The following is a 17,324-nucleotide window of genomic DNA, read 5'->3' as shown; positions in this document are numbered from 1 at the left end:
TTCGCTTCAGCGCCGGTGGCGCTTCTCCGCGTCGCGCAAGGCTCGGCACAGCGCTCCGAGCGGGTAGGCAGGATCGCCCGGTGCTGCCGCGGCGTCGCCGGCGAAGAAGCGCTGCGTGGATTCGCGGTAGAAATCTTCGAGGCGCGCCTGGAGCGGGCGCAGATGGGGCGCCTCGGCCAGCAGCCGCGGCAGGCTGGCGCCGTGGACCACGTGGCCGGCCGTGGTGTTCAGCGCGCGATGCACGACGCGCCAGGCCTGCGCGCTGGCGGGGTCGTCGATGCGCCGGAGTTCGCGCCAGGCCTGCGCGAAGGGAAGGCGCCGCGCTTCCAGCGCGTTGCGCCACGCCCACCAGGCAAGCCAGGCCAGCAGCACGGCCAGCAGGGCGGCGAGCGAGAGCCTCAGTTGCCGCTCGATGGCGCCGGTCGCCAGCGCGGCGACCGGCCGGTCCGGGCGCAGCGCCTGCAGTTCGCCCTGGCCGAATGTGTCCGGCGGCGTCAGCGGCGCGACGCTCACCGGCCATGCGCTCAGTGCGAGCGTCGGGCCCGTGGTCGTGGCGACCGTCATGGCCGGCAGCGCAATGGCGCTCAGCGCACGCGGTGCGTTGATGAACTGGTAGTCGACGGCGAGCCAGCGCCGCCCCTGCGCATCGGTCTCGATCCGCGGCGGCCTGCGCTCCAGCCAGAGATCGACCCGCGCCGCGGCCGGCAGGGCGGCGGGCTGGAGCGGCCGGCCCGCATGCTCGAGCAGCACGCGCTGCGTCAGCACATCGCCCAGCACATGGCCGAAGCTGCGCGGCTGCTCGACGGTGGCGGCAACCGTGGCATCCGCGGGCGTGGCCGGGTTGGCACTCAGAGCGGGGCCGCTGCTGGCGCCCAGCGCCACCGCCAGCAGCGCAGCCCGGACGGCTTTCATGCTGCGCTCTCCAGGAAATAGCGGGTGAGTGCTTCGGCGTCGAAACGGCCGTGCAGGTCGAAGGGCGGCATGCCGTGCGCATCGAACAAGGTCTTGAGCTCGGCGCGCCGTGCCGCGACGGCTGCGCGCCATCGCGTGCGCAGCGATTCGCGCATCCACAGGCTGCGCCGCACCCCCGTCTCGGCATCGCTGAGGGCGACCAGCGCACGCCCTTGCGGCGGCTCGGTTTCAGCCGGGTCCCAGACCACCAGGGGAACCACGCAGGCGGGCACCAGCTGATCGAGCAGTTCGCCGAGGGCATCCACCGGCCAGTGGAAATCGGAGGCGAGAAAGACCAGGCCGCCGCGGCCGACCAGCCGCTCCGCCGTGCGACGCAAGCCCGCAAGCGCGCTGCCTTGCGTGGCCGTGGCGCGGGCCGCACGGCAGTCGCGCAGCGTCCGTGCCATCAGGCTGCCGTTGCCGCGGCTGTGGCGCGCAGGCACGAACAGATCGTCCCTCGCCCCGTGATCGAAAGCCAGCAGGCCCACCGCGTCGCCGGTGCGGAATGCGCTGTAGCCCAAGGCCTCGGCGAGATCGGCCACCACGTCGAGCTTGCGCCTCTCGGCGCCGAAATGCATCGAGGCCGAGACATCCACCACCAGGTGCACGGGGATGGCCACGCGCAGCCGATGCAGGCGCACCAGCCAGTCGCCGCGGCCCTCGCGAACGCTGGCGCGCAGGTCGATGCGGCGTGGATCGGGATGGTCGAAGAGTCGCCGGTGCGCGGCGAATTCCTGTCCGCTGCCCTGGCTCAGGCCGCGCTGCGCGCCCGGGCGCCAGCCGGCGAAGCGGCGCGGCAGCTGGTAGTGGAATTCGTCGATGCGCTCCATCGCTGCCTCGGTGCTTCAGGGGGCGGCGATCTTGTCCATGATCTGCGCCACCAGCGCCTCCGACAGCTCGGCGCGGCGCAGCTCGTAGACCGGCGTGAAGAAGATGCGGTGCCCCAGCACCGAGGGCAGCACGGCCGCCAGGTCGGCGGGTTCCACGTGGGTGCGCCCCTCGAGCCAGGCGACCGTGCGCGCCGCACGCAGCAGCGCACTCATGCCGCGCGGGCTGGCGCCGGCGAGGATCAGGCGGTCCATGTCCACGCCATCGAGCCGGATGCCGAACTTCTGCGGCTTCTCGCTGGCTTCCCAGAGGTCGAGCACGTAGCGCTCGATGGTCTCGCTCGCGCGCACGCTGCGCTGCACCTGCGCGCCGATGGCGTTCAGCCGGTCCCAGGGCAGGAGCTCGGGCGCCACCTTGTCGATCAGGCCTTCGGTGTCGTGGAAGGCGGTGTCGAAGACCAGCGCGCGGCGGATGTCGCGGTCGGCGGGCTTGGGCATGTTCAGCTCGAACATGAAGCGGTCGCGCGCCGCCGAGGCCAGCTCAAAGGTCTCCTCGCGCTCGACCTTGTTGCGATCGGCAAAGACCGTCATGTGCGGAAAGCTGTACTCGCGGTCGAAGGCGGAGACGGTGCGCTCGGCCATGGCGCGCAGCAGCAGCGACTGCACCTGCGGCCGGGCCCGGTTGATCTCGTTGAAGAAGAAGGTGACCAGGCGCTCGCCGTGGCGCAGCAGGGGCCCCGGATCGATGCGCGGCCGCCCCTGGGCGTCGACGTAGGTGTGGTAGACCAGGTCGCCGGGCATCAGGTCCACCGTGCCCTCGACGCGCTCGAAATCGCCGCCGATGGCGCGCGAGAAGGCGCGCAGCACCGTGGTCTTGCCGACGCCGACATCGCCCTCGAGCAGCACGTGGCCGCGCGCGAACAGCGCGACGTTGATGAGGCGGATCGTCTGCGCCTGGCCGATCACCGCTTTCGCGACTTCGGCCTCGACGCGCAGCGCGAGATGGCGCCAGTCTTCGAGTTTTTCCGGGGAGTCCATGGTGGTGGTGCGGGCGGGCCGCTACTTCGATTCCATCATCTTCTTGAGGTTGCCGAGCCCCCCGCGGTAGACCCCGGTGACGGCCTTCAGCGCGGCCTCGTCGTTGCGGTCCGGCGGCGGGTCGTTGTTCGGATAGCCGCGATAGAAGGCGCCGCGCCACTCCACCACGGACTTGCCGCCATCGGCGACGACGGAGAGGGTGGAGGTGTAGTTCGTCACCGGCAGGGCGCCGCCGTCCTTGGCGCGGTAGCTGTACTTCTTGTGCGCGTCGTCGTAGCTCTCGAGCGCCTCGACGAGCGTGCCGCCGTCCTTGAGCTTGAGGGTCCTCACCGAGCCTTCGGCGTTGCCCTTGTCGGCCGGACTGTCCGCCACGGCGGGATGCCAGTCCTTCAGCCCGTTGAAGTTCTTGACCTTGGCCCAGACGGCGTCGGCCGGCGCTTCGATGGTGACCTTCTCGGTCACCTTCTGGCGCGTCGGTCCGTGGGCCAGGCTGGAGGCCGAGGCGGCAAGAAGCAGGGATGCGGCGAGGATCGGGACAGCGCGTCGGCGGGAAGCATGGGTCGGCATGGAGGGGCTGCGATGGGTTGAGGAAGGGGTGGCGTCGAAGAAGTCTTCAGGGCTCGGCCGGCGCGCCGATGAAGGCGCCGAAGCCGCGGCTGTTCTTGCCCGTGGCGATGGTGGCGAGCTTGCGTCCGCTGGCGGCATCCAGCACCTGCACGTTGTCGTCCATCCAGTTCACGACATAGACGCGGTCGCCGTGCGCCGCGATGCCCTCGGGATAGCCGAAGCCGGGGAGGGTGCGGAGCACCCGCAGCGAATCGGCGTCGACCACGCTGACGCTGTCGTCGTGCTGGTTGGTCACGTACAGCAGCGCGCCGCCTTGCGCCAGCGCCGCGCCGTAGGGGGCCTTGCCCACCTTCACGCGTGCGATGACGGTGGGCCTGCGCAGGTCGCGCATGTCGATCACGCAGACGTCGTCGCTCTGCACGTTGAGCGCATAGAGCCGTTGGCGCGGCGCGTCGTAGAGCAGGGCGAAGGGGTGGCTGCCGACGCGCACGCGCGCGCGCACCCGCCGCGCGGCGGTGTCGACCACGGCCACGCTGTCGTCGTCGCGCTCGGCCACGAAGACGGTCGCGCCGTCGGTGTGCGCGACCACTCCGGCTGGCGCGCGGCCCACCGGGATCGCGGCCAGGGGCGGCGTGGCGGCGGTGGCGCGCGCGTCGAACATCAGCAGGCGGGCGCCGAACCAGTCGGCGACGTACAGGTGGCGGCCATCGTCCGAGATGTCCAGGCCCACCGGGCCGTCGCCGGCCGGGAGCGTGTTCACCACCTTCTGCTGCCGCATGTCGATGACCGAGATGGTCTTGCTGTCGGGGTTGGACACGAAGGCGCGGCCGGCCCGGCCGGACGCCACCACACCGGCCGGCGAACGGCCGACCGCGACGGTGGCCACGACCTGCTGCGATGCGAGATCGATCACCGACACGTCGTGGCTGCCCTGGTTGGTGATGTAGGCGAAGGGCGAGGCCCAGGCCGGGGTGCTGCACAGCAGCAGCGCGGCGATCCATCCGTGGCGCGCGGCGCCGGCGGGCCGCGTGTTGCGCACAGGTGTCGCGGTGCCTGTCATCGCTGCGCTTCCAGGGCGCCGTTCAGCGCCCGTCGGCGGGGCCGATGAAGCAGCCCTTGGTCACCTTGGCCTGGAGCGCGCGGTAGCGCTTGACGTCGGCCTGCAGCTTTTCCGAATCGCGGATGTAGCCACCGCGCTCGCCGCCGATCGTGGTCGCCTTGCTGGCGGTGCTGAGGTCCACGTACTGCGCATACGTGACTTCCTTGGCGAGCGCATCGAGTGCGCACGAGCACTTGTTGGTCATCTCGAAGGTGCTGGTGCCGGGATGCGCGGCGATGCATTCCTGCACGTAGAGCACGCGGTCCACGGTGGGAAAGTCGTTCGCGTGCGTGGCGCCTTGCGCGGCCAGCGGCAGGGCGAGAAAGCAGAGAAGGCGCAGGGTGTTCTTCATGGATTTCGTTCTAGCGTGCCGGCGCCTGGGCGCCGTCGATGAGCAGTTCCTCCACCCGCAGAGGCTTGGGCGTCGGGCCTTCGCCCGGGACGTGGGTCCGGATGCCGTAAACACCCCCCGGCACGGCGGCCGAGAGCTGGAAGCGATAGGTCTTGCGCGCGAACTTCTCGTACTTCGGCCGGTTCGGGTCGTCCAGGAAGGGGCTGAACGCGATCTCCTGGCCCTTCACCGCGCGCCCCCGGTAGCGCAGCGTCACGTCGCGCACTTCGGCACCCTGGAAGATCGCCATGCGCAGGCGCTTGCGGAAATGATTCTCGGAGCCTCCCGTGAGACGCTTCATCTCGCGCACCTCGTGCTCCAGGAAGTAGAGGATCACGGGGTTGCCTTCGGCCGCCGGCACATCGGCCACCTGCAGCTTGTGCGCACCGCTCAGGAAAGCGCCCTTGGCATCGCAGCAGCTGCCGTCGGCCTTGGCGCTCAGGGCCACGGTGACGCTGTCGACAAAAGCCTCGTCCAGGCTGCCTGTCCTGCTGAAGGTGTAGCGCAGCAGGGTGGGCGGCTGCAGGCCCTGCAGTTGCGGCGTCATGAACAGCAGGCGCTCCGCCGGCGAGAAGTCGGCCTTGTCGCCCTCGGCCCGGGCGCCCAGGGGCGCGGCGAGCAGGGCGCAGATCGAGGCGGCGATGGCGAGGCGCATGGACTCGTCCCTAGTTATTGGGCACCCCGAACGATGCATCGACCAGCGGTACCCCGTATTCCTTGAGGATCGCCTGGATCTCGGACGCCTTCGATTCGATCAGCCCTTCCACCTGCTGCTTCCATTCGCGTTCGCCGTAGCGCACGCCCATGGCCATCTGGTAGTCGAGCCGGATGCTTTTCTCGGACTTCAGCGGCACCACGACCAGGGCCGGGGTCTTGACCCGCTGGGCAAAGTAGCCCGCGATCGGACCCCAGACGACGACGGCGTCGAGGTTGCCCTGGGCTAGGTCCCGCTCGACGATCTCGCCGGGATACTGCGCCGGGTCGGCGTTCATGATCTTGTAGGGCACGCCCTGTTCGAGCAGGCCGTGCCGGCCGAGCCATTGCGAGGCCGGCGAGCGGTCGTAGATGCCGATGCGCAGCGACTTCAGCTTCGCCGGATCGAGCTTGAGGAAATCCTCGGCCGAGGCGACATGGTCCATGCCCTTGCCCTTGGGGAAGACCAGCGCATAGGTCGAGCGGTAATAAGGCTTGGTGACGGACACCTCGTCGAGCCCGACGGGCACGCCCATCACGATATCGCAGGGGTAGTCCTGCCCCGGCAGCTTGAAGCGCAGCGTGTTGCGGAAGAAGGCCATCCGCTGCGGGAAGGAGTAGTAGGTCACCGGAAGTCCGAGCGCCTTGCCGAACAGCTCGGCGATGCGGTTCTCGATGCCCTCGCCCTTGGTGTTGGAGAAGGGCATGTTGTTCGGGTCCTGGCACACGCGCAGCGCCTTGCGCGCCGGCGCCTCCTCGGCCATGGCGGGCATCAGCGCGCAACAGCAGGCGGCGCCGAGGAGCCCCGCGCGCAGGCGGGCGCCCCAGCGCCGGCGCCTGCCGGCGGGCTGCCCGGCGGTCATTTGGCTTCTTCCACCCGGGCGCGGGTGATCGCGCCGTCGGACCGGCCCTTGAGGTAGGCGTAGAGCTGGTTGATGTTCTCCATCACGGCCGGGTTGTTGCCGAAGCTCTGCATGCCCTTGTCGAGCCGTCCGTCGCGCACGATCTTGATGAACTCATCCTTCTTCAGCGTCTTCAGGCTGGTGATGAGGGAGGGGCCGACCATGCCTTCCTGATTGGGACCGTGGCAGCGATCGCAGGCGGCGGAGCGCCATGTGCGAAATCCCTTCATGGTCTCTGGGTCGACCTTGTAGCCCTCGGTGACCTTGTAGGGCGCCGGATCGGTCGCGGCGGCAGCCAGGGTGCAGGCCACGCCCGCGATCAGCACAAGAGAGGGCAGCAACGCTGACGAACGAAATTTCATGGCTCCTGAGTCTCCGTATCTTTGGGGAAGTAGAGGGGAGAGCCCTCCCGCGAGTGCTCTCCCGGTGCGCATGCCGCAGTGTGCGGCTCACTTGCTCGGCAGCGCGAACACCGTCAGCGATCCGCCGAGCTCGGTGTACTGGCTCAGCTCCTTGTAGCCGCCGACGGCGCCCAGGCCCTCGGTGCTCTTCTCGGGATCGATGCCCGCTGCCATGCCGATGCCGGCCCAGCCGCCGATGCCGGAGAACACGCCGATGTACTGCCTGCCCTTGTGCTCATAGGTGAACACGTTGCCGATGATGCCGGACGGGGTCTTGAACTTGAAGAGCTCTTTCTTGATGTCCTTGGCATCGACGCACTTCAGGTAGCCTTCCAGCGTGCCGTAGCAGGAGATCCCGCCCGCGGTGTTGAGCGAGCCGCTCCACACCGAGAACTTCTCCGCCTTGCTCTGCACGATCTTGCCGGTGCCCGCGTCCCAGGTGATGAAGTTGCCCATGCCGCTGTGGCTGCCCGGCGTGGGATACATCGACAGGGTGGCGCCCACGTAGGGCTGGCCGGCCGTGTACTCGACCTTGAACGGCTCGTAGTCCATGCAGACGTGGTTCGTCGGCACGTAGAAGAGCTTGGTGTTGGGGTCGTAGGAGGCCGGTTGCTGGTCCTTGCTGCCCAGCGCCGCGGGGCAGACGCCCTTGGTGTTGACGTCCGCGCCGTTCTGCGCCGTGGAGTACTTGGCCACCACCTGCGGCCGGCCGGTCTTCATGTCGACGTGCGTGGCCCAGTTCACCTTGGGGTCGAACTTCTCGGCCACCAGCAGCGCGCCGGTCACCCGGTCCAGCGTGTAGGCGAAGCCGTTGCGGTCGAAGTGCACCAGCGCCTTGGTCGGCTTGCCCTTGACGTTGATGTCCGCCAGGATCATTTCATTGATGCCGTCGAAGTCCCATTCGTCGAAGGGCGTCATCTGGTAGACCCAGTTGACCTTGCCGGTGTCCACGTCGCGCGACCAGATGCTCATCGACCACTTGTTGTCGCCGGGGCGCTGCGAGGGGTTCCAGGTCGACGGGTTGCCGGTGCCGTAGTACACGGCGTTGGTCGCCTTGTCGTAGCTGTACCAGCCCCAGGTGGTGCCGCCGCCGATCTTCCACTGATCGCCCTTCCAGGTCTTCAGCGAAGAGTCCTTGCCGACCGGGGCGAGCTTGCCGTCGGTCCAGGTCATGGTCTTGCCGGGGTCCATCAGCATCTCTTCGTCCGGCCCGGTGCTGAAGCCCTTCCAGGCCAGCGAGCCGTCCTTGATGTTGTAGGCCGCCAGGAAGCCGCGCACGCCGAACTCGCCGCCGCTGATGCCAGTGACGACCTTGTCCTTGAAGACATGGGGCGCGTTGGTGTTGGTGGCGCCGACCTTGGGGTCGCCGTTCTTCACCGTCCACACCACCTTGCCGGTCTTGGCGTCGAGCGCGACCAGGTTGGTGTCGGCCTGTTGCAGGAAGACCTTGCCCTCGGCGTACGCGAGGCCGCGGTTGACGGTGTCGCAGCACATGACCGCGATCACCGACTGGTCCTGCTTCGGCTCGTACTTCCAGAGGATCTTCTGGGTCTCGAGGTCGACCGCGAACACCTTGTTCGGGAACGGCGAGTGCAGGTACATCGTGCCGTCGACCACCAGGGGCGAGCCCTCGTGGCCACGCAGCACGCCGGTGGAGAAGGTCCACGCGACCTGCATCTTGCCGACATTGCCCTTGTTGATCTGGTTCAACTTGCTGTAGCGCTGGTTGAACATGTCGCCCGCTTGCATCGCCCAGTTCTTCGGGTTGGCGGTGTTTTTCTCTACATCGGCGTTGGCGAAAGCCAAGGCCGGAAGAGCCAGCATCGCGACACCGACGACCCGTGCGAGACGGCCGACGATCTGCCTGGAAAATTTCATATATGTCTCCTCACATTCGACAGTGGGTAACGAACACTTGGCAGCAGCCTTTCGGATCTTTCGATCGCTTTGGCGAGGGCTGCGGACCGCAACATCCATGCCCACCTGTGTCCATGTGCGCGCCGGCGTGCCGGGGCCGCCTCGACGCGCGGAGGGTGCGCGGCTCCCTCGGTGGATGCCGTTTGAAGCGGTCGCGTGCACAGGACGCGCGCGGGTCGCGTGATGACGATCGGACCTAGGGAAATCCCGAGCGTTTGAGCTGCTCGCCGTGCCGCGCGTCCCGTTCTCGCGCCGGCAGTTCGCAGTGAACGCATCCAAATTTGACGCAAAGTGTCTCGCGTCGGGAAAGACGTCCAACGCCGATGAACTGCACAGGCGCTCGCACGGGTCGTTTGCAGGGATGGATCACCGTGAAAACCCTCGACGGGCAGAGGCACGGAATTTGCGGACTCATAGCGAACGGCAAGCACACTGAGACAAAACGACGCAACCACCCTTCGGCCGCCATGCTGAGAACCATCGACTTAACCAAGCGCTATGGCGCGCGCACGGCGCTGCAGTCCTTGTCCTTGCATCTGCCTGTCGGTCAGTTCGTCGCGCTGCTGGGGCCCAACGGCGCGGGCAAGTCGACGCTGTTCCAGGTCCTGACCGGCATGTTCGCGGCCGACGAGGGCGAGGTCGAAGTGGCCGGCCATTCGCTGCGGCGTTCCGCGACTGCTGCACTGCGGCACATCGGTGTGGTGTTCCAGCAGATGTCGCTCGATCTCGACCTCAGCATCCGGCGCAACCTGTTGTTCCAGGCCGACCTGCATGGCCTGCCGCGGCGCCTGGCGCAGGAGCGCATCGCATCGGCTTGCGAACGCCTGAACATCGACGCCGACCTGGACCGCAAGGTGCGCGAACTCTCCGGCGGCAACCGGCGCAAGGTCGAGCTCGCGCGCGCGGGCCTGCATCGGCCGGCCGTCCTGCTGATGGACGAGGCCACGGTCGGGCTGGATCCCAAGTCGCGCCAGGACCTGCTGGCCGCCTTGCGCGCGGACGTGCGCGAGCGCGGGGTGTGCGTGCTGTGGGCGACGCACCGGGTGGACGAGGCCGAGGCAGCCGACCGCGTGCTGGTGCTCCACAAAGGAACACTGCTCGCGGACGGCACGCCCGCGCAGGTGAGCCGGCTGCTGGGCGGCGCCACGCTGGAGGAGGGCTTTATCGCGCGTACCGCCTGAAACGTGAAACCCCTGAAAACAAAGAGATGGAGACATGCATGCCGAGATTTTTCTTTTTGGCGCTGGCGCTGGCGGCCGCGAGCCCGGCCGTGCTGGCGCAGGGCGCTGCCTACGTGTCCAGCGAGAAGGACAGCGCCCTGACGGTGATCGACTTGGGCACGCTCGCCGTGAAGGGCACGATCCCCACCTGCAAGCGCGCGCGCCATGTCCAGCTGACGCCCGAGCGCCAGCTGATGGTCGCTTGCACCGACTCGAACGAGGCCGACCTGATCGACCCCGCCAGCGGCAAGTCGGTGCGGCGCATTCCGCTGGGCGACGAGCCCGAGGCCTTCGACCTGTCGCCCGACGGCAAGGTCATCTATGTCTCCAACGAGGACGCGGGCGAGGCCAGCTTCATCGATGCGGCCAGCGGCAAGAAGCTGCGCTCGGTAAAGGTGGGCGGGGAGCCGGAAGGCGTCAAGGTGAGCGCCGACGGCAAGACCCTGTACGTCACCTCGGAGGTGGCGAGCCTGGTGCACGTGATCGACACGGCCAGCGGCAAGCTCACCAAGAACATCCGTGTCGGCAAGCGGCCGCGGCGCATGGCGCTCACCCCCGACGGCAAGGAGCTGTGGATCACCAACGAGCTGGGCGCCAGTGTCAGCATCGTCTCGACCGCCACGCACGAGGTCATCGACACCGTGAAGTTCCAGCTCAAGGGCGCGCGCGCCGAGGACATCACGCCGGTGGGCGTCCAGATCACCAAGGACGGCAAGCGGGCCTTCGTCGGGCTGGGTCGCGCCAACCACGTTGCCTTCATCGACGTGGCCAGCCGCAAGGTCGCCTCGCTGGTGCTGGTCGGCAAGCGCGCCTGGAATGTCACGCTGGACAAGGCAGAGGCGCGGCTCTATGTCGTCAACGGGCTGAGCGACGACGTGACCGTGGTCGACGTGGCGGGCGCCAAGGCGATCAAGAGCGTGCCGGTCGGACGGGTGCCCTATGGGCTCGTGATCGTGGAATGAGGAAGCGCACGCCGCTCCTCCGGCTTTCGCTCGCAGGGCTGGCGGCGCTGCTCGCCGCGCCCGTGCCGGCGGCCGCGGCGGTGCTCAAGGCCACGCTGATCACGCCCGCGGACGATGCCCGCATGGAACGTTCGCGCATCGAGCGCGCCTACCTCGGGCATCCCGGAGGCCCGCTCGCCGACGGTGTCGCGCTGGCCATCGACGAAGCCAGGTTCGAGCTGGAGGCCGCGGGCGCGGAGGTGGCGCTGGCCAGCGCGCCGGCCGCTTCCGTCGAGGCAGCGCGCGCGGCGGCCGTGGCGGCCGAGAAGGGCGGCGCCGCGGTCCTGCTGACCGACCTGCCTGCCGACTGGACGCTGGCGGTGGCCGATGCGGTGAAGCTGCCGGTGCTGAACGTGAGCGACGCCTCCGACCGCTTGCGCCAGCAGGATTGCCGCGCCCGCCTGTTCCACCTGGTTCCCAGCGAGCGCATGCGCAGCGATGCCTTGGCCCAGACGCTGGTGGCGCGCAAGTGGAGCAAGCTCCTGCTGCTGGTGGGCGGCAGCCCCCAGGATGCCGCGCGCGCGGCGACCGCGCAGGCGTCGATCAAGCGCTACGGGCTGCAGGTCGTGGGCAGCAAGGCCTTCAAGCTGTCGGCCGATCCGCGCGAACGCGACCTGGCCAACCCGCTGCTGCTGACGGCCGGCAGCAGCTACGACGCGGTCTGGGTGGTGGACAGCGACGGCGAATTCGCCCGCATGCTGCCCTATCGCACCGTGCTGCCGCGCCCGGTCGTGGGCGACGGCGGCCTGGTGGCGCTGGCCTGGCACGCGCAGTTCGAGCGCTACGGCGCGCCGCAGGTGTCGCGGCGTTTCGCCAAGGCCGCCAAGCGGCCGATGACGGCACTCGACTGGGCCGCGTGGATGGGCGGCAAGACGCTGACCGCCGCGGCCATCGCCGCGCCCAAGGGGCCGGCGGCGGCCTGGGCGCAGGCCGTGGCGAAGACCGCGCTGGACGGTTCCAAGGGCACCGGCCTGAGCTTCCGCGCCTGGGATGGTCAGCTGCGCCAGCCCATGCTGCTGAGCGACGGGCAGGGCGTGATCGCGCAGGCACCGGCCGAAGGCGTGCTGCATCCGCGCGATGTGCTGGACACGCTGGGTGCCGATGCACCGGAGAAACTATGTTCGAGCGCACGCTGAAAACCCCGGACAAGGCGCCGGACGACACGCCGGAGCGCACGAGCGCCGAGCCGATGGCGCGGCGCGGGCTGGCTCACGCGCTGCAGGCGATGCGCGCGATCATGCTGCGCGAGCTGTACAAGTTCTCGCAGCAGACCGGGCGGCTGGTGTCGGCGCTGGTGCGCCCGCTGCTGTGGCTGGCCGTGTTCGCCGCGGGCTTTCGCAACGTCTTCGGCGTGGCGATCGCCGAGCCCTACGACACCTACATCCCCTACGACGTGTACATCGTGCCCGGCCTCGTCGGCATGGTGCTGCTGTTCAACGGCATGCAGTCGTCGCTCGCGATGGTCTATGACCGCGAGATGGGCCTGATGCGCCTGCTGCTCACCGCGCCGCTGCCGCGGCCCTGGCTCTTGTTCTCCAAGCTGTGCGCGACCGCACTGCTTTCGGTGCTGCAGGCGCTGGCCTTCGTGGTGGTGGCTGCCCTGATCGGCACCGAGCTGCCGCTGCTGTCGCTCGCCGGCCTGCATGCGCTGGCGGCGCTGGCGGCCGGTGCGCTCATGCTGGGTGCGCTCGGGCTGCTGCTGTCGGTGCACATCAAGCAGCTGGAGAACTTCGCCGGCACGATGAACTTCGTCATCTTCCCGATGTACTTCCTGTCGACGGCGCTGTATCCGCTGTGGAAGCTGCAGGAGTCGGGGGCCGAGTGGGTGTACCAGCTGGCGCGCTTCAATCCCTTCACCTACGCGGTGGAGTGGATTCGCTTCGCGCTCTATGGGAAGGACCCGGGGCTCGCGCCCTACGTTGTGCTCGGCTGCCTGGTGGTCTTCTTCGGGCTGGCCTGCTGGGGCTACGACCCGCAGCGCGGCTTCGGCGGTTTGACCAAGCGCGGGGGCGGGGCATGAGCGCACACGCTCGCCTCGATCGGCGCCGCTGGCTGCAGCAGGCCGCCGCCTTGACACTGGGCGCGCTGCCGTTGGGCGGCGCGATGGCATCCACCGAGCCCTTCCCTTCGCGAGCCGTCACGCTGTGGGTGCCGTGGCCTGCCGGCGGCGCCACCGACGTGTCGCTGCGGCTGCTCGCCGAACTGGCCTCGGTCACGCTCGGTCAGCCGGTGCTCACCGAGAACCGCGGCGGCGCGGGCGGCACGCTGGCGATGCCGGTGCTGCAGCAGGCGCGGCCCGACGGCTACACCATCGCCCAGATGCCGCAGCCGGTGTTTCGCGCGCCGCACACGCAGAAGGTGCTGTGGGATCCGATCCGCGACGCGACGCCGATCATCCAGGTCTCCAGCGTCACCTTCGGCGTGCTGGTGGCGGCCGGCAGCAGCGTGCGTTCGCTGGAGGACCTGTTCGCATTCGCCCGCGCGCATCCGGGCGAGCTGACCATCGCCACCAACGGCATCGGCACCACGCCGCACATGGTGCTCGAGGATCTGTTCACCGCCCGCGGCCTGCGCTACGTGCACGTGCCGTACAAGGGCACGGCCGAGCAGTTGAACGCGATCGCCTCCGGGCAGGTGATGGCGGGCGTCAACTCCACCGGCTTCGGTCCGGCGGTCGATGCGGGCACGCTGCGGCTGCTGGCGAGTTTCGCCGGGGAGCGCTCCAGGCGCTGGCCGCAGGTGCCGGTGCTGCGCGAGCTCGGCTTCGACATCGTGGCCAAGTCGCCCTACGGGCTGGCCGGGCCGCGCGGCCTGCCGAAGGCGGTGGTGACCGTGCTGCACGACGCGTTCAAGAAGGCCATGTTCGACCCGCGCTTCGGGGCCGAGCTGGCCAAGTACGACCAGGAGGTCGACTACCTCGGACCCGATGCCTACGCGCAGGCCTGCCGCGAGATCTTCGCGCAGGAGCGCGCCATGGTGGACAAGCTTGGCCTCGGCCGTACCGGCAGCTGAAAAGGAGCCATGCGAGTGAGACTATCGAAGAAGACAACAACGAAGCACCGCCTGATCGGGCTGGCCGTCGCTGCCGCGGCCTGTCCGGCGCAAGCGCAGGAGCAGGCTGCGCCGGCAGCCACATTGGCGACCGTGGAGGTGGTCGGGGCCATGCCGGTGCCGGGCACCGAGGTGCCCAAGGACCAGATGCCGTCGAACGTGCAGACCGCGGACGACGCGCAGTTTCGCCGCGCGCAGAGCCTGAACCTGCCGGATTTCATGGCCACCCGGTTGCCGAGCGTCAGCGTCAACGAGATCCAGGGCAATCCCTACCAGCTCGACGTGAACTACCGCGGCTTCACTGCCAGCCCCTTGCTCGGGACGCCGCAGGGCCTGTCGGTGTACCAGGACGGCGTGCGCATCAACGAGCCCTTCGGCGACGTGGTGAACTGGGACCTGATCCCCAAGGCGGCGATCGCCAACATCACGCTGCTGCCGGGCTCCAATCCCTTGTTCGGCCTCAACACGCTCGGCGGCGCGCTGTCGCTGCAGACCAAGCGCGGCGACACGCATCCGGGCACCGAGCTCGAACTGCAGGCCGGCTCCTTCGGCCGGGTGAGCACCGAGCTCACGCACGGCCGCAAGCTGGGCGAAGACGGGCATCTGTTCCTGGCGCTCGGCGGCCTCAACGAGGACGGCTGGCGCGACCACTCGCCGTCGCGCGTGCGCCAGCTCTTCGCCAAGGTGGGGCAAGACCGCGGCAAGCTCTCCTGGGACCTGAGCTTCACCCATGGCGACAACAAGCTGGTGGGCAACGGACTGCTGCCTGAGTCGATGCTGCTGCAGAACCGCGAGCAGGTCTACACGCGGCCGGACCGCACCACCAACCGGATGTCGATGCTGACGCTCAATGCCAGCTACCAGGTGAGCGACCAGCAGACGATCTCGATGACGGCGTACACGCGGCGCTCGCGCTATTCGACGCTCAACGGCGACCTCAACGACGACTTCGACCCGGCGGAAAACGGGAATGCGGGCGTGGAGAACCGCACGAAGACCCGGCAGCAGGGCGAAGGCCTGGCGCTGCAGTCGAGCTTCACCGCGGGGATTCATCGCTTCACCTTCGGCGCTTCCGTCGACCGGGCGCGCACGCGCTTCACGCAGACCGAGGCCGAGGGCTTCCTCGACCCCACCCGTGCGGTGGTGCCGCAGGAGGCCGCCGAAGTCGATGCGCTGCTGGCGGGCAAGAGCCGCACGGCCAGCATCTACTTCCACGACCTGGTGACGCTCAGGCCCGACCTGCAGCTGACCCTTTCGGGGCGCTACAACGACACCCGCGTGACGACCCGCGACGAGGGGCGCGCCTTGCTCGGCCTTTCCACGACGCTCGACGGCGAGGGCCGCTACCGCAAGTTCAATCCGGCCGCCGGCCTCACCTGGCAGGTCACGCCGCGGCTCACGGCCTACGGCGGCTGGAGCCAGGGCAATCGCGCGCCCAGCCCGATCGAGCTGGGCTGCTCCGATCCCCTGAACCCCTGCGTGCTGCCCAACGCGCTGCAGTCCGATCCGCCGCTGAAGCAAGTGGTGTCGCAGACCTTCGAGGCCGGGCTGCGGGGTACTTTCGATCCCGGACTGCGATGGAACGCCTCGGTGTTCCGCACGGTGAACAAGGACGACCTGCTGTTCGTCAGCAGCGGGCTGTCGCGCGGCTACTTCAGCAACTTCGGGCGCACCTTGCGCCAGGGCGTGGAGCTCGGCGTGGGGCAGCAGACGAAGGAGCTGGACTGGTCGCTGTCGTACAGCTACCTGCGAGCGCGCTACGACTCGCCGGCATGCCTGGTGTCCGAGTCGAACAGCAGCGCCGAAACCGGCCCCGCCTGCACCGGCGAAGGCGAGATCGCGGTGCGGCGCGGCGACCGGCTGCCGGGCCTGCCGGCGCACCAGCTCAAGTTCAACGTCGACTGGCGGGTCACATCGGCCTGGACCCTGGGCGCCCAGTACCGGGCCTATTCCCGGCAGACCGTGCGCGGCGACGAGAACGGCGCCCACGTGCCCGATGGCCTCGACTTCAACGGCAGCGGCCACCTCGGCGGCTATGCGCTGCTCGATCTGACGACGAGCTGGAAGATGAACCGCCGCGTCGAGCTCTTCGCCAAGGTGGCGAACGTGTTCAACCGCCGCTACGCCAGCGCCGGCCAGCTCGGCCGCAACGGCTTCGACGCCAGCGGCGCGGTGTTGCCGCCTGACGCCTGGCGCAACGAGCAGTTCGTGGCCCCGGGCGCGCCGCGCGCGGTCTGGCTCGGCATGCGGGTGCAGCTCGGGGCCTGAGCGCGGATTCGCTGCCCGCTCGGCCGGCGGGCTCAGGCGCGCCGCGCGCTGCGCTTGCGCGCCGCCGGCAGCGGGCCGAGCTGCTGCTGGATCTGGGCCTGGCCGTGCTTGCGCAGATAGTCCTCGAAGGCGAGCGCGACCTGCGGCAGCTGCCGGGATGCGAGGTGCATGACGTACCAGTCGCGCACGATCGGATTGCCCGGCACGGGCAGCAGGGCGAGCAGGCCCGCGTTCATCTCGAGCACGCAGGTGTGCATCGACAGGAAGGCGATGCCGAAGCCCGCGGCGCACATCTGCTTGATGGCCTCGTTGCTCGACAGCTCGGAGCCGATGCGAAGCGGCAGCCCGTTGTCCTTGAAGAAGCGCTCGACGGTGGTGCGCGTGCCCGAGCCGCGCTCGCGCACCAGCATGCGCGTGTCCGACAGGAGGGCGAGGCTGGGCTTGGGTGCCGACATCAGCGCATGGCCCGGTGCCGCGAGAAAGGCCATCGGGTGCTTGGCGAAGGCGCTCGAATCGGTCTTCAGCTCGGCGGGCGGGCGGCCCATGATCGCGACGTCGATCTCCTGCCCTGCGAGCAGGCGGACGATCTCGTCGCGGTTGCCGACCTGCAGCTTGACCTTCACCTTCGGATGCTCCTTGGCGAAGTTCACCAGGATCGGCGGCAGCAGGTATTCGGCCGTGGTGATGGCGCCGACGCGCAGCGTGCCGGAGAAGACGCCTTGCAGCGTGGCCATCTCTTCGCCGGCCTCGCGCCACAGGTCGAGGATGCGCCCCGCATAGCCGGCCAGCAGCTCGCCCGCTTCGGTCAGCCGGATGCCGCGGCCGGTGCGCTGCAAGAGCGGCGTGCCGGCCGATTCCTCGAGCGTGCCGATCTGGATGGAGACCGCGGGCTGCGTGAGATGCATCTCGTCGGCCGCCAGCGACACGCTGCCGAGCCGGGCCACCGCGTGGAAGGTGGCGAGTTGTCGAAAGCTCGCGTGTTTGGAAAGAGGCATCTC

The 17,324-nt window shown here is 69.1% G+C and carries 17 protein-coding genes; 6 read left to right on the top strand and 11 right to left on the bottom strand.

What is annotated here, in order from left to right:
- Window positions 1-6: 6 nt before the first annotated feature.
- The 10 genes from GXN78_RS01595 to GXN78_RS01550 form a co-directional block, all read right to left on the bottom strand.
- Window positions 7-912: a calcium incorporation protein MxaA gene (locus GXN78_RS01595; RefSeq protein ID WP_106554038.1), complete on the bottom strand. Its 906-nt coding sequence runs from the start codon at window positions 910-912 to the stop codon at window positions 7-9.
- The gene (locus tag GXN78_RS01590; RefSeq protein ID WP_106554039.1) at window positions 909-1,781 is read right to left on the bottom strand and encodes a DUF58 domain-containing protein; all 873 of its coding nucleotides are present in this window, start codon (window positions 1,779-1,781) and stop codon (window positions 909-911) included. Before GXN78_RS01590 ends, GXN78_RS01595 begins: the two co-directional genes overlap by 4 nt.
- Before the next feature lie 15 nt (window positions 1,782-1,796).
- Window positions 1,797-2,816, bottom strand: a complete 1,020-nt coding sequence (locus GXN78_RS01585; protein ID WP_106554040.1) for a MoxR family ATPase — start codon at window positions 2,814-2,816, stop codon at window positions 1,797-1,799.
- A 21-nt stretch (window positions 2,817-2,837) separates the two neighbouring features.
- A complete protein-coding gene (locus GXN78_RS01580) occupies window positions 2,838-3,383 on the bottom strand; it encodes an SRPBCC family protein (protein ID WP_106554041.1) in 546 nt (181 codons plus the stop codon).
- A gap of 46 nt (window positions 3,384-3,429) precedes the next feature.
- On the bottom strand, window positions 3,430-4,443 hold the full coding sequence (locus tag GXN78_RS01575) for a YncE family protein (protein WP_106554042.1): 1,014 nt from the start codon (window positions 4,441-4,443) through the stop codon (window positions 3,430-3,432).
- 22 nt (window positions 4,444-4,465) lie between these two features.
- Window positions 4,466-4,834 carry a hypothetical protein gene (locus GXN78_RS01570; protein WP_239142568.1) on the bottom strand — a complete coding sequence of 123 codons (369 nt, stop codon included), beginning with the start codon at window positions 4,832-4,834 and terminating at the stop codon, window positions 4,466-4,468.
- A gap of 10 nt (window positions 4,835-4,844) precedes the next feature.
- Window positions 4,845-5,528, bottom strand: coding sequence for a hypothetical protein (locus GXN78_RS01565; RefSeq protein ID WP_106554043.1), 684 nt, complete (start codon window positions 5,526-5,528; stop codon window positions 4,845-4,847).
- A 10-nt stretch (window positions 5,529-5,538) separates the two neighbouring features.
- Window positions 5,539-6,429 carry a substrate-binding domain-containing protein gene (locus GXN78_RS01560; RefSeq protein WP_106554044.1) on the bottom strand — a complete coding sequence of 297 codons (891 nt, stop codon included), beginning with the start codon at window positions 6,427-6,429 and terminating at the stop codon, window positions 5,539-5,541.
- A complete protein-coding gene (locus tag GXN78_RS01555; RefSeq protein ID WP_106554045.1) occupies window positions 6,426-6,830 on the bottom strand; it encodes a cytochrome c in 405 nt (134 codons plus the stop codon). The genes GXN78_RS01560 and GXN78_RS01555 overlap by 4 nt, the downstream gene beginning before the upstream one ends.
- A gap of 87 nt (window positions 6,831-6,917) precedes the next feature.
- A complete protein-coding gene (locus GXN78_RS01550) occupies window positions 6,918-8,747 on the bottom strand; it encodes a methanol/ethanol family PQQ-dependent dehydrogenase (RefSeq protein WP_106554046.1) in 1,830 nt (609 codons plus the stop codon).
- Between the two features lie 506 nt (window positions 8,748-9,253).
- Here GXN78_RS01550 and GXN78_RS01545 point away from each other — a divergent pair.
- From GXN78_RS01545 to GXN78_RS01520, 6 genes are read left to right on the top strand one after another with little or no spacing between them, the layout of a single operon-like run.
- On the top strand, window positions 9,254-9,967 hold the full coding sequence (locus GXN78_RS01545) for an ABC transporter ATP-binding protein (RefSeq protein WP_106554047.1): 714 nt from the start codon (window positions 9,254-9,256) through the stop codon (window positions 9,965-9,967).
- Window positions 9,968-10,005: 38 nt separating this feature from the next.
- Window positions 10,006-10,968, top strand: coding sequence for a PQQ-dependent catabolism-associated beta-propeller protein (locus tag GXN78_RS01540; protein ID WP_181360453.1), 963 nt, complete (start codon window positions 10,006-10,008; stop codon window positions 10,966-10,968).
- On the top strand, window positions 10,965-12,143 hold the full coding sequence (locus GXN78_RS01535) for a branched-chain amino acid ABC transporter substrate-binding protein (RefSeq protein ID WP_239142567.1): 1,179 nt from the start codon (window positions 10,965-10,967) through the stop codon (window positions 12,141-12,143). Before GXN78_RS01540 ends, GXN78_RS01535 begins: the two co-directional genes overlap by 4 nt.
- A 53-nt stretch (window positions 12,144-12,196) precedes the next feature.
- Window positions 12,197-13,027 carry an ABC transporter permease gene (locus GXN78_RS01530; protein ID WP_106554157.1) on the top strand — a complete coding sequence of 277 codons (831 nt, stop codon included), beginning with the start codon at window positions 12,197-12,199 and terminating at the stop codon, window positions 13,025-13,027.
- Window positions 13,024-14,019: a tripartite tricarboxylate transporter substrate binding protein gene (locus GXN78_RS01525; RefSeq protein ID WP_106554049.1), complete on the top strand. Its 996-nt coding sequence runs from the start codon at window positions 13,024-13,026 to the stop codon at window positions 14,017-14,019. The genes GXN78_RS01530 and GXN78_RS01525 overlap by 4 nt, the downstream gene beginning before the upstream one ends.
- A gap of 15 nt (window positions 14,020-14,034) precedes the next feature.
- A complete protein-coding gene (locus GXN78_RS01520; protein ID WP_239142566.1) occupies window positions 14,035-16,326 on the top strand; it encodes a TonB-dependent receptor in 2,292 nt (763 codons plus the stop codon).
- A gap of 32 nt (window positions 16,327-16,358) precedes the next feature.
- Here GXN78_RS01520 and GXN78_RS01515 read toward each other — a convergent pair whose 3' ends face one another.
- Window positions 16,359-17,321, bottom strand: a complete 963-nt coding sequence (locus GXN78_RS01515; RefSeq protein ID WP_106554051.1) for a LysR family transcriptional regulator — start codon at window positions 17,319-17,321, stop codon at window positions 16,359-16,361.
- Window positions 17,322-17,324: the final 3 nt, after the last annotated feature.

This window comes from Variovorax sp. WS11, from assembly GCF_010499245.1.
Taxonomy (GTDB): domain Bacteria; phylum Pseudomonadota; class Gammaproteobacteria; order Burkholderiales; family Burkholderiaceae_C; genus Variovorax.
This window is presented reverse-complemented; position numbering and strand designations above follow the sequence as displayed.

Excerpts from the sequence above, each read along its gene's own strand:
- GXN78_RS01595 (WP_106554038.1), bottom strand. The coding sequence starts at position 912 with ATGAAAGCCGTCCGGGCTGCGCTGCTGGCGGTGGCGCTGGGCGCCAGC.
- GXN78_RS01590 (WP_106554039.1), bottom strand. The coding sequence starts at position 1,781 with ATGGAGCGCATCGACGAATTCCACTACCAGCTGCCGCGCCGCTTCGCC.
- GXN78_RS01585 (WP_106554040.1), bottom strand. The coding sequence starts at position 2,816 with ATGGACTCCCCGGAAAAACTCGAAGACTGGCGCCATCTCGCGCTGCGC.
- GXN78_RS01580 (WP_106554041.1), bottom strand. The coding sequence starts at position 3,383 with ATGCCGACCCATGCTTCCCGCCGACGCGCTGTCCCGATCCTCGCCGCA.
- GXN78_RS01575 (WP_106554042.1), bottom strand. The coding sequence starts at position 4,443 with ATGACAGGCACCGCGACACCTGTGCGCAACACGCGGCCCGCCGGCGCC.
- GXN78_RS01570 (WP_239142568.1), bottom strand. The coding sequence starts at position 4,834 with ATGAAGAACACCCTGCGCCTTCTCTGCTTTCTCGCCCTGCCGCTGGCC.
- GXN78_RS01565 (WP_106554043.1), bottom strand. The coding sequence starts at position 5,528 with ATGCGCCTCGCCATCGCCGCCTCGATCTGCGCCCTGCTCGCCGCGCCC.
- GXN78_RS01560 (WP_106554044.1), bottom strand. The coding sequence starts at position 6,429 with ATGACCGCCGGGCAGCCCGCCGGCAGGCGCCGGCGCTGGGGCGCCCGC.
- GXN78_RS01555 (WP_106554045.1), bottom strand. The coding sequence starts at position 6,830 with ATGAAATTTCGTTCGTCAGCGTTGCTGCCCTCTCTTGTGCTGATCGCG.
- GXN78_RS01550 (WP_106554046.1), bottom strand. The coding sequence starts at position 8,747 with ATGAAATTTTCCAGGCAGATCGTCGGCCGTCTCGCACGGGTCGTCGGT.
- GXN78_RS01545 (WP_106554047.1), top strand. The coding sequence starts at position 9,254 with ATGCTGAGAACCATCGACTTAACCAAGCGCTATGGCGCGCGCACGGCG.
- GXN78_RS01540 (WP_181360453.1), top strand. The coding sequence starts at position 10,006 with ATGCCGAGATTTTTCTTTTTGGCGCTGGCGCTGGCGGCCGCGAGCCCG.
- GXN78_RS01535 (WP_239142567.1), top strand. The coding sequence starts at position 10,965 with ATGAGGAAGCGCACGCCGCTCCTCCGGCTTTCGCTCGCAGGGCTGGCG.
- GXN78_RS01530 (WP_106554157.1), top strand. The coding sequence starts at position 12,197 with ATGGCGCGGCGCGGGCTGGCTCACGCGCTGCAGGCGATGCGCGCGATC.
- GXN78_RS01525 (WP_106554049.1), top strand. The coding sequence starts at position 13,024 with ATGAGCGCACACGCTCGCCTCGATCGGCGCCGCTGGCTGCAGCAGGCC.
- GXN78_RS01515 (WP_106554051.1), bottom strand. The coding sequence starts at position 17,321 with ATGCCTCTTTCCAAACACGCGAGCTTTCGACAACTCGCCACCTTCCAC.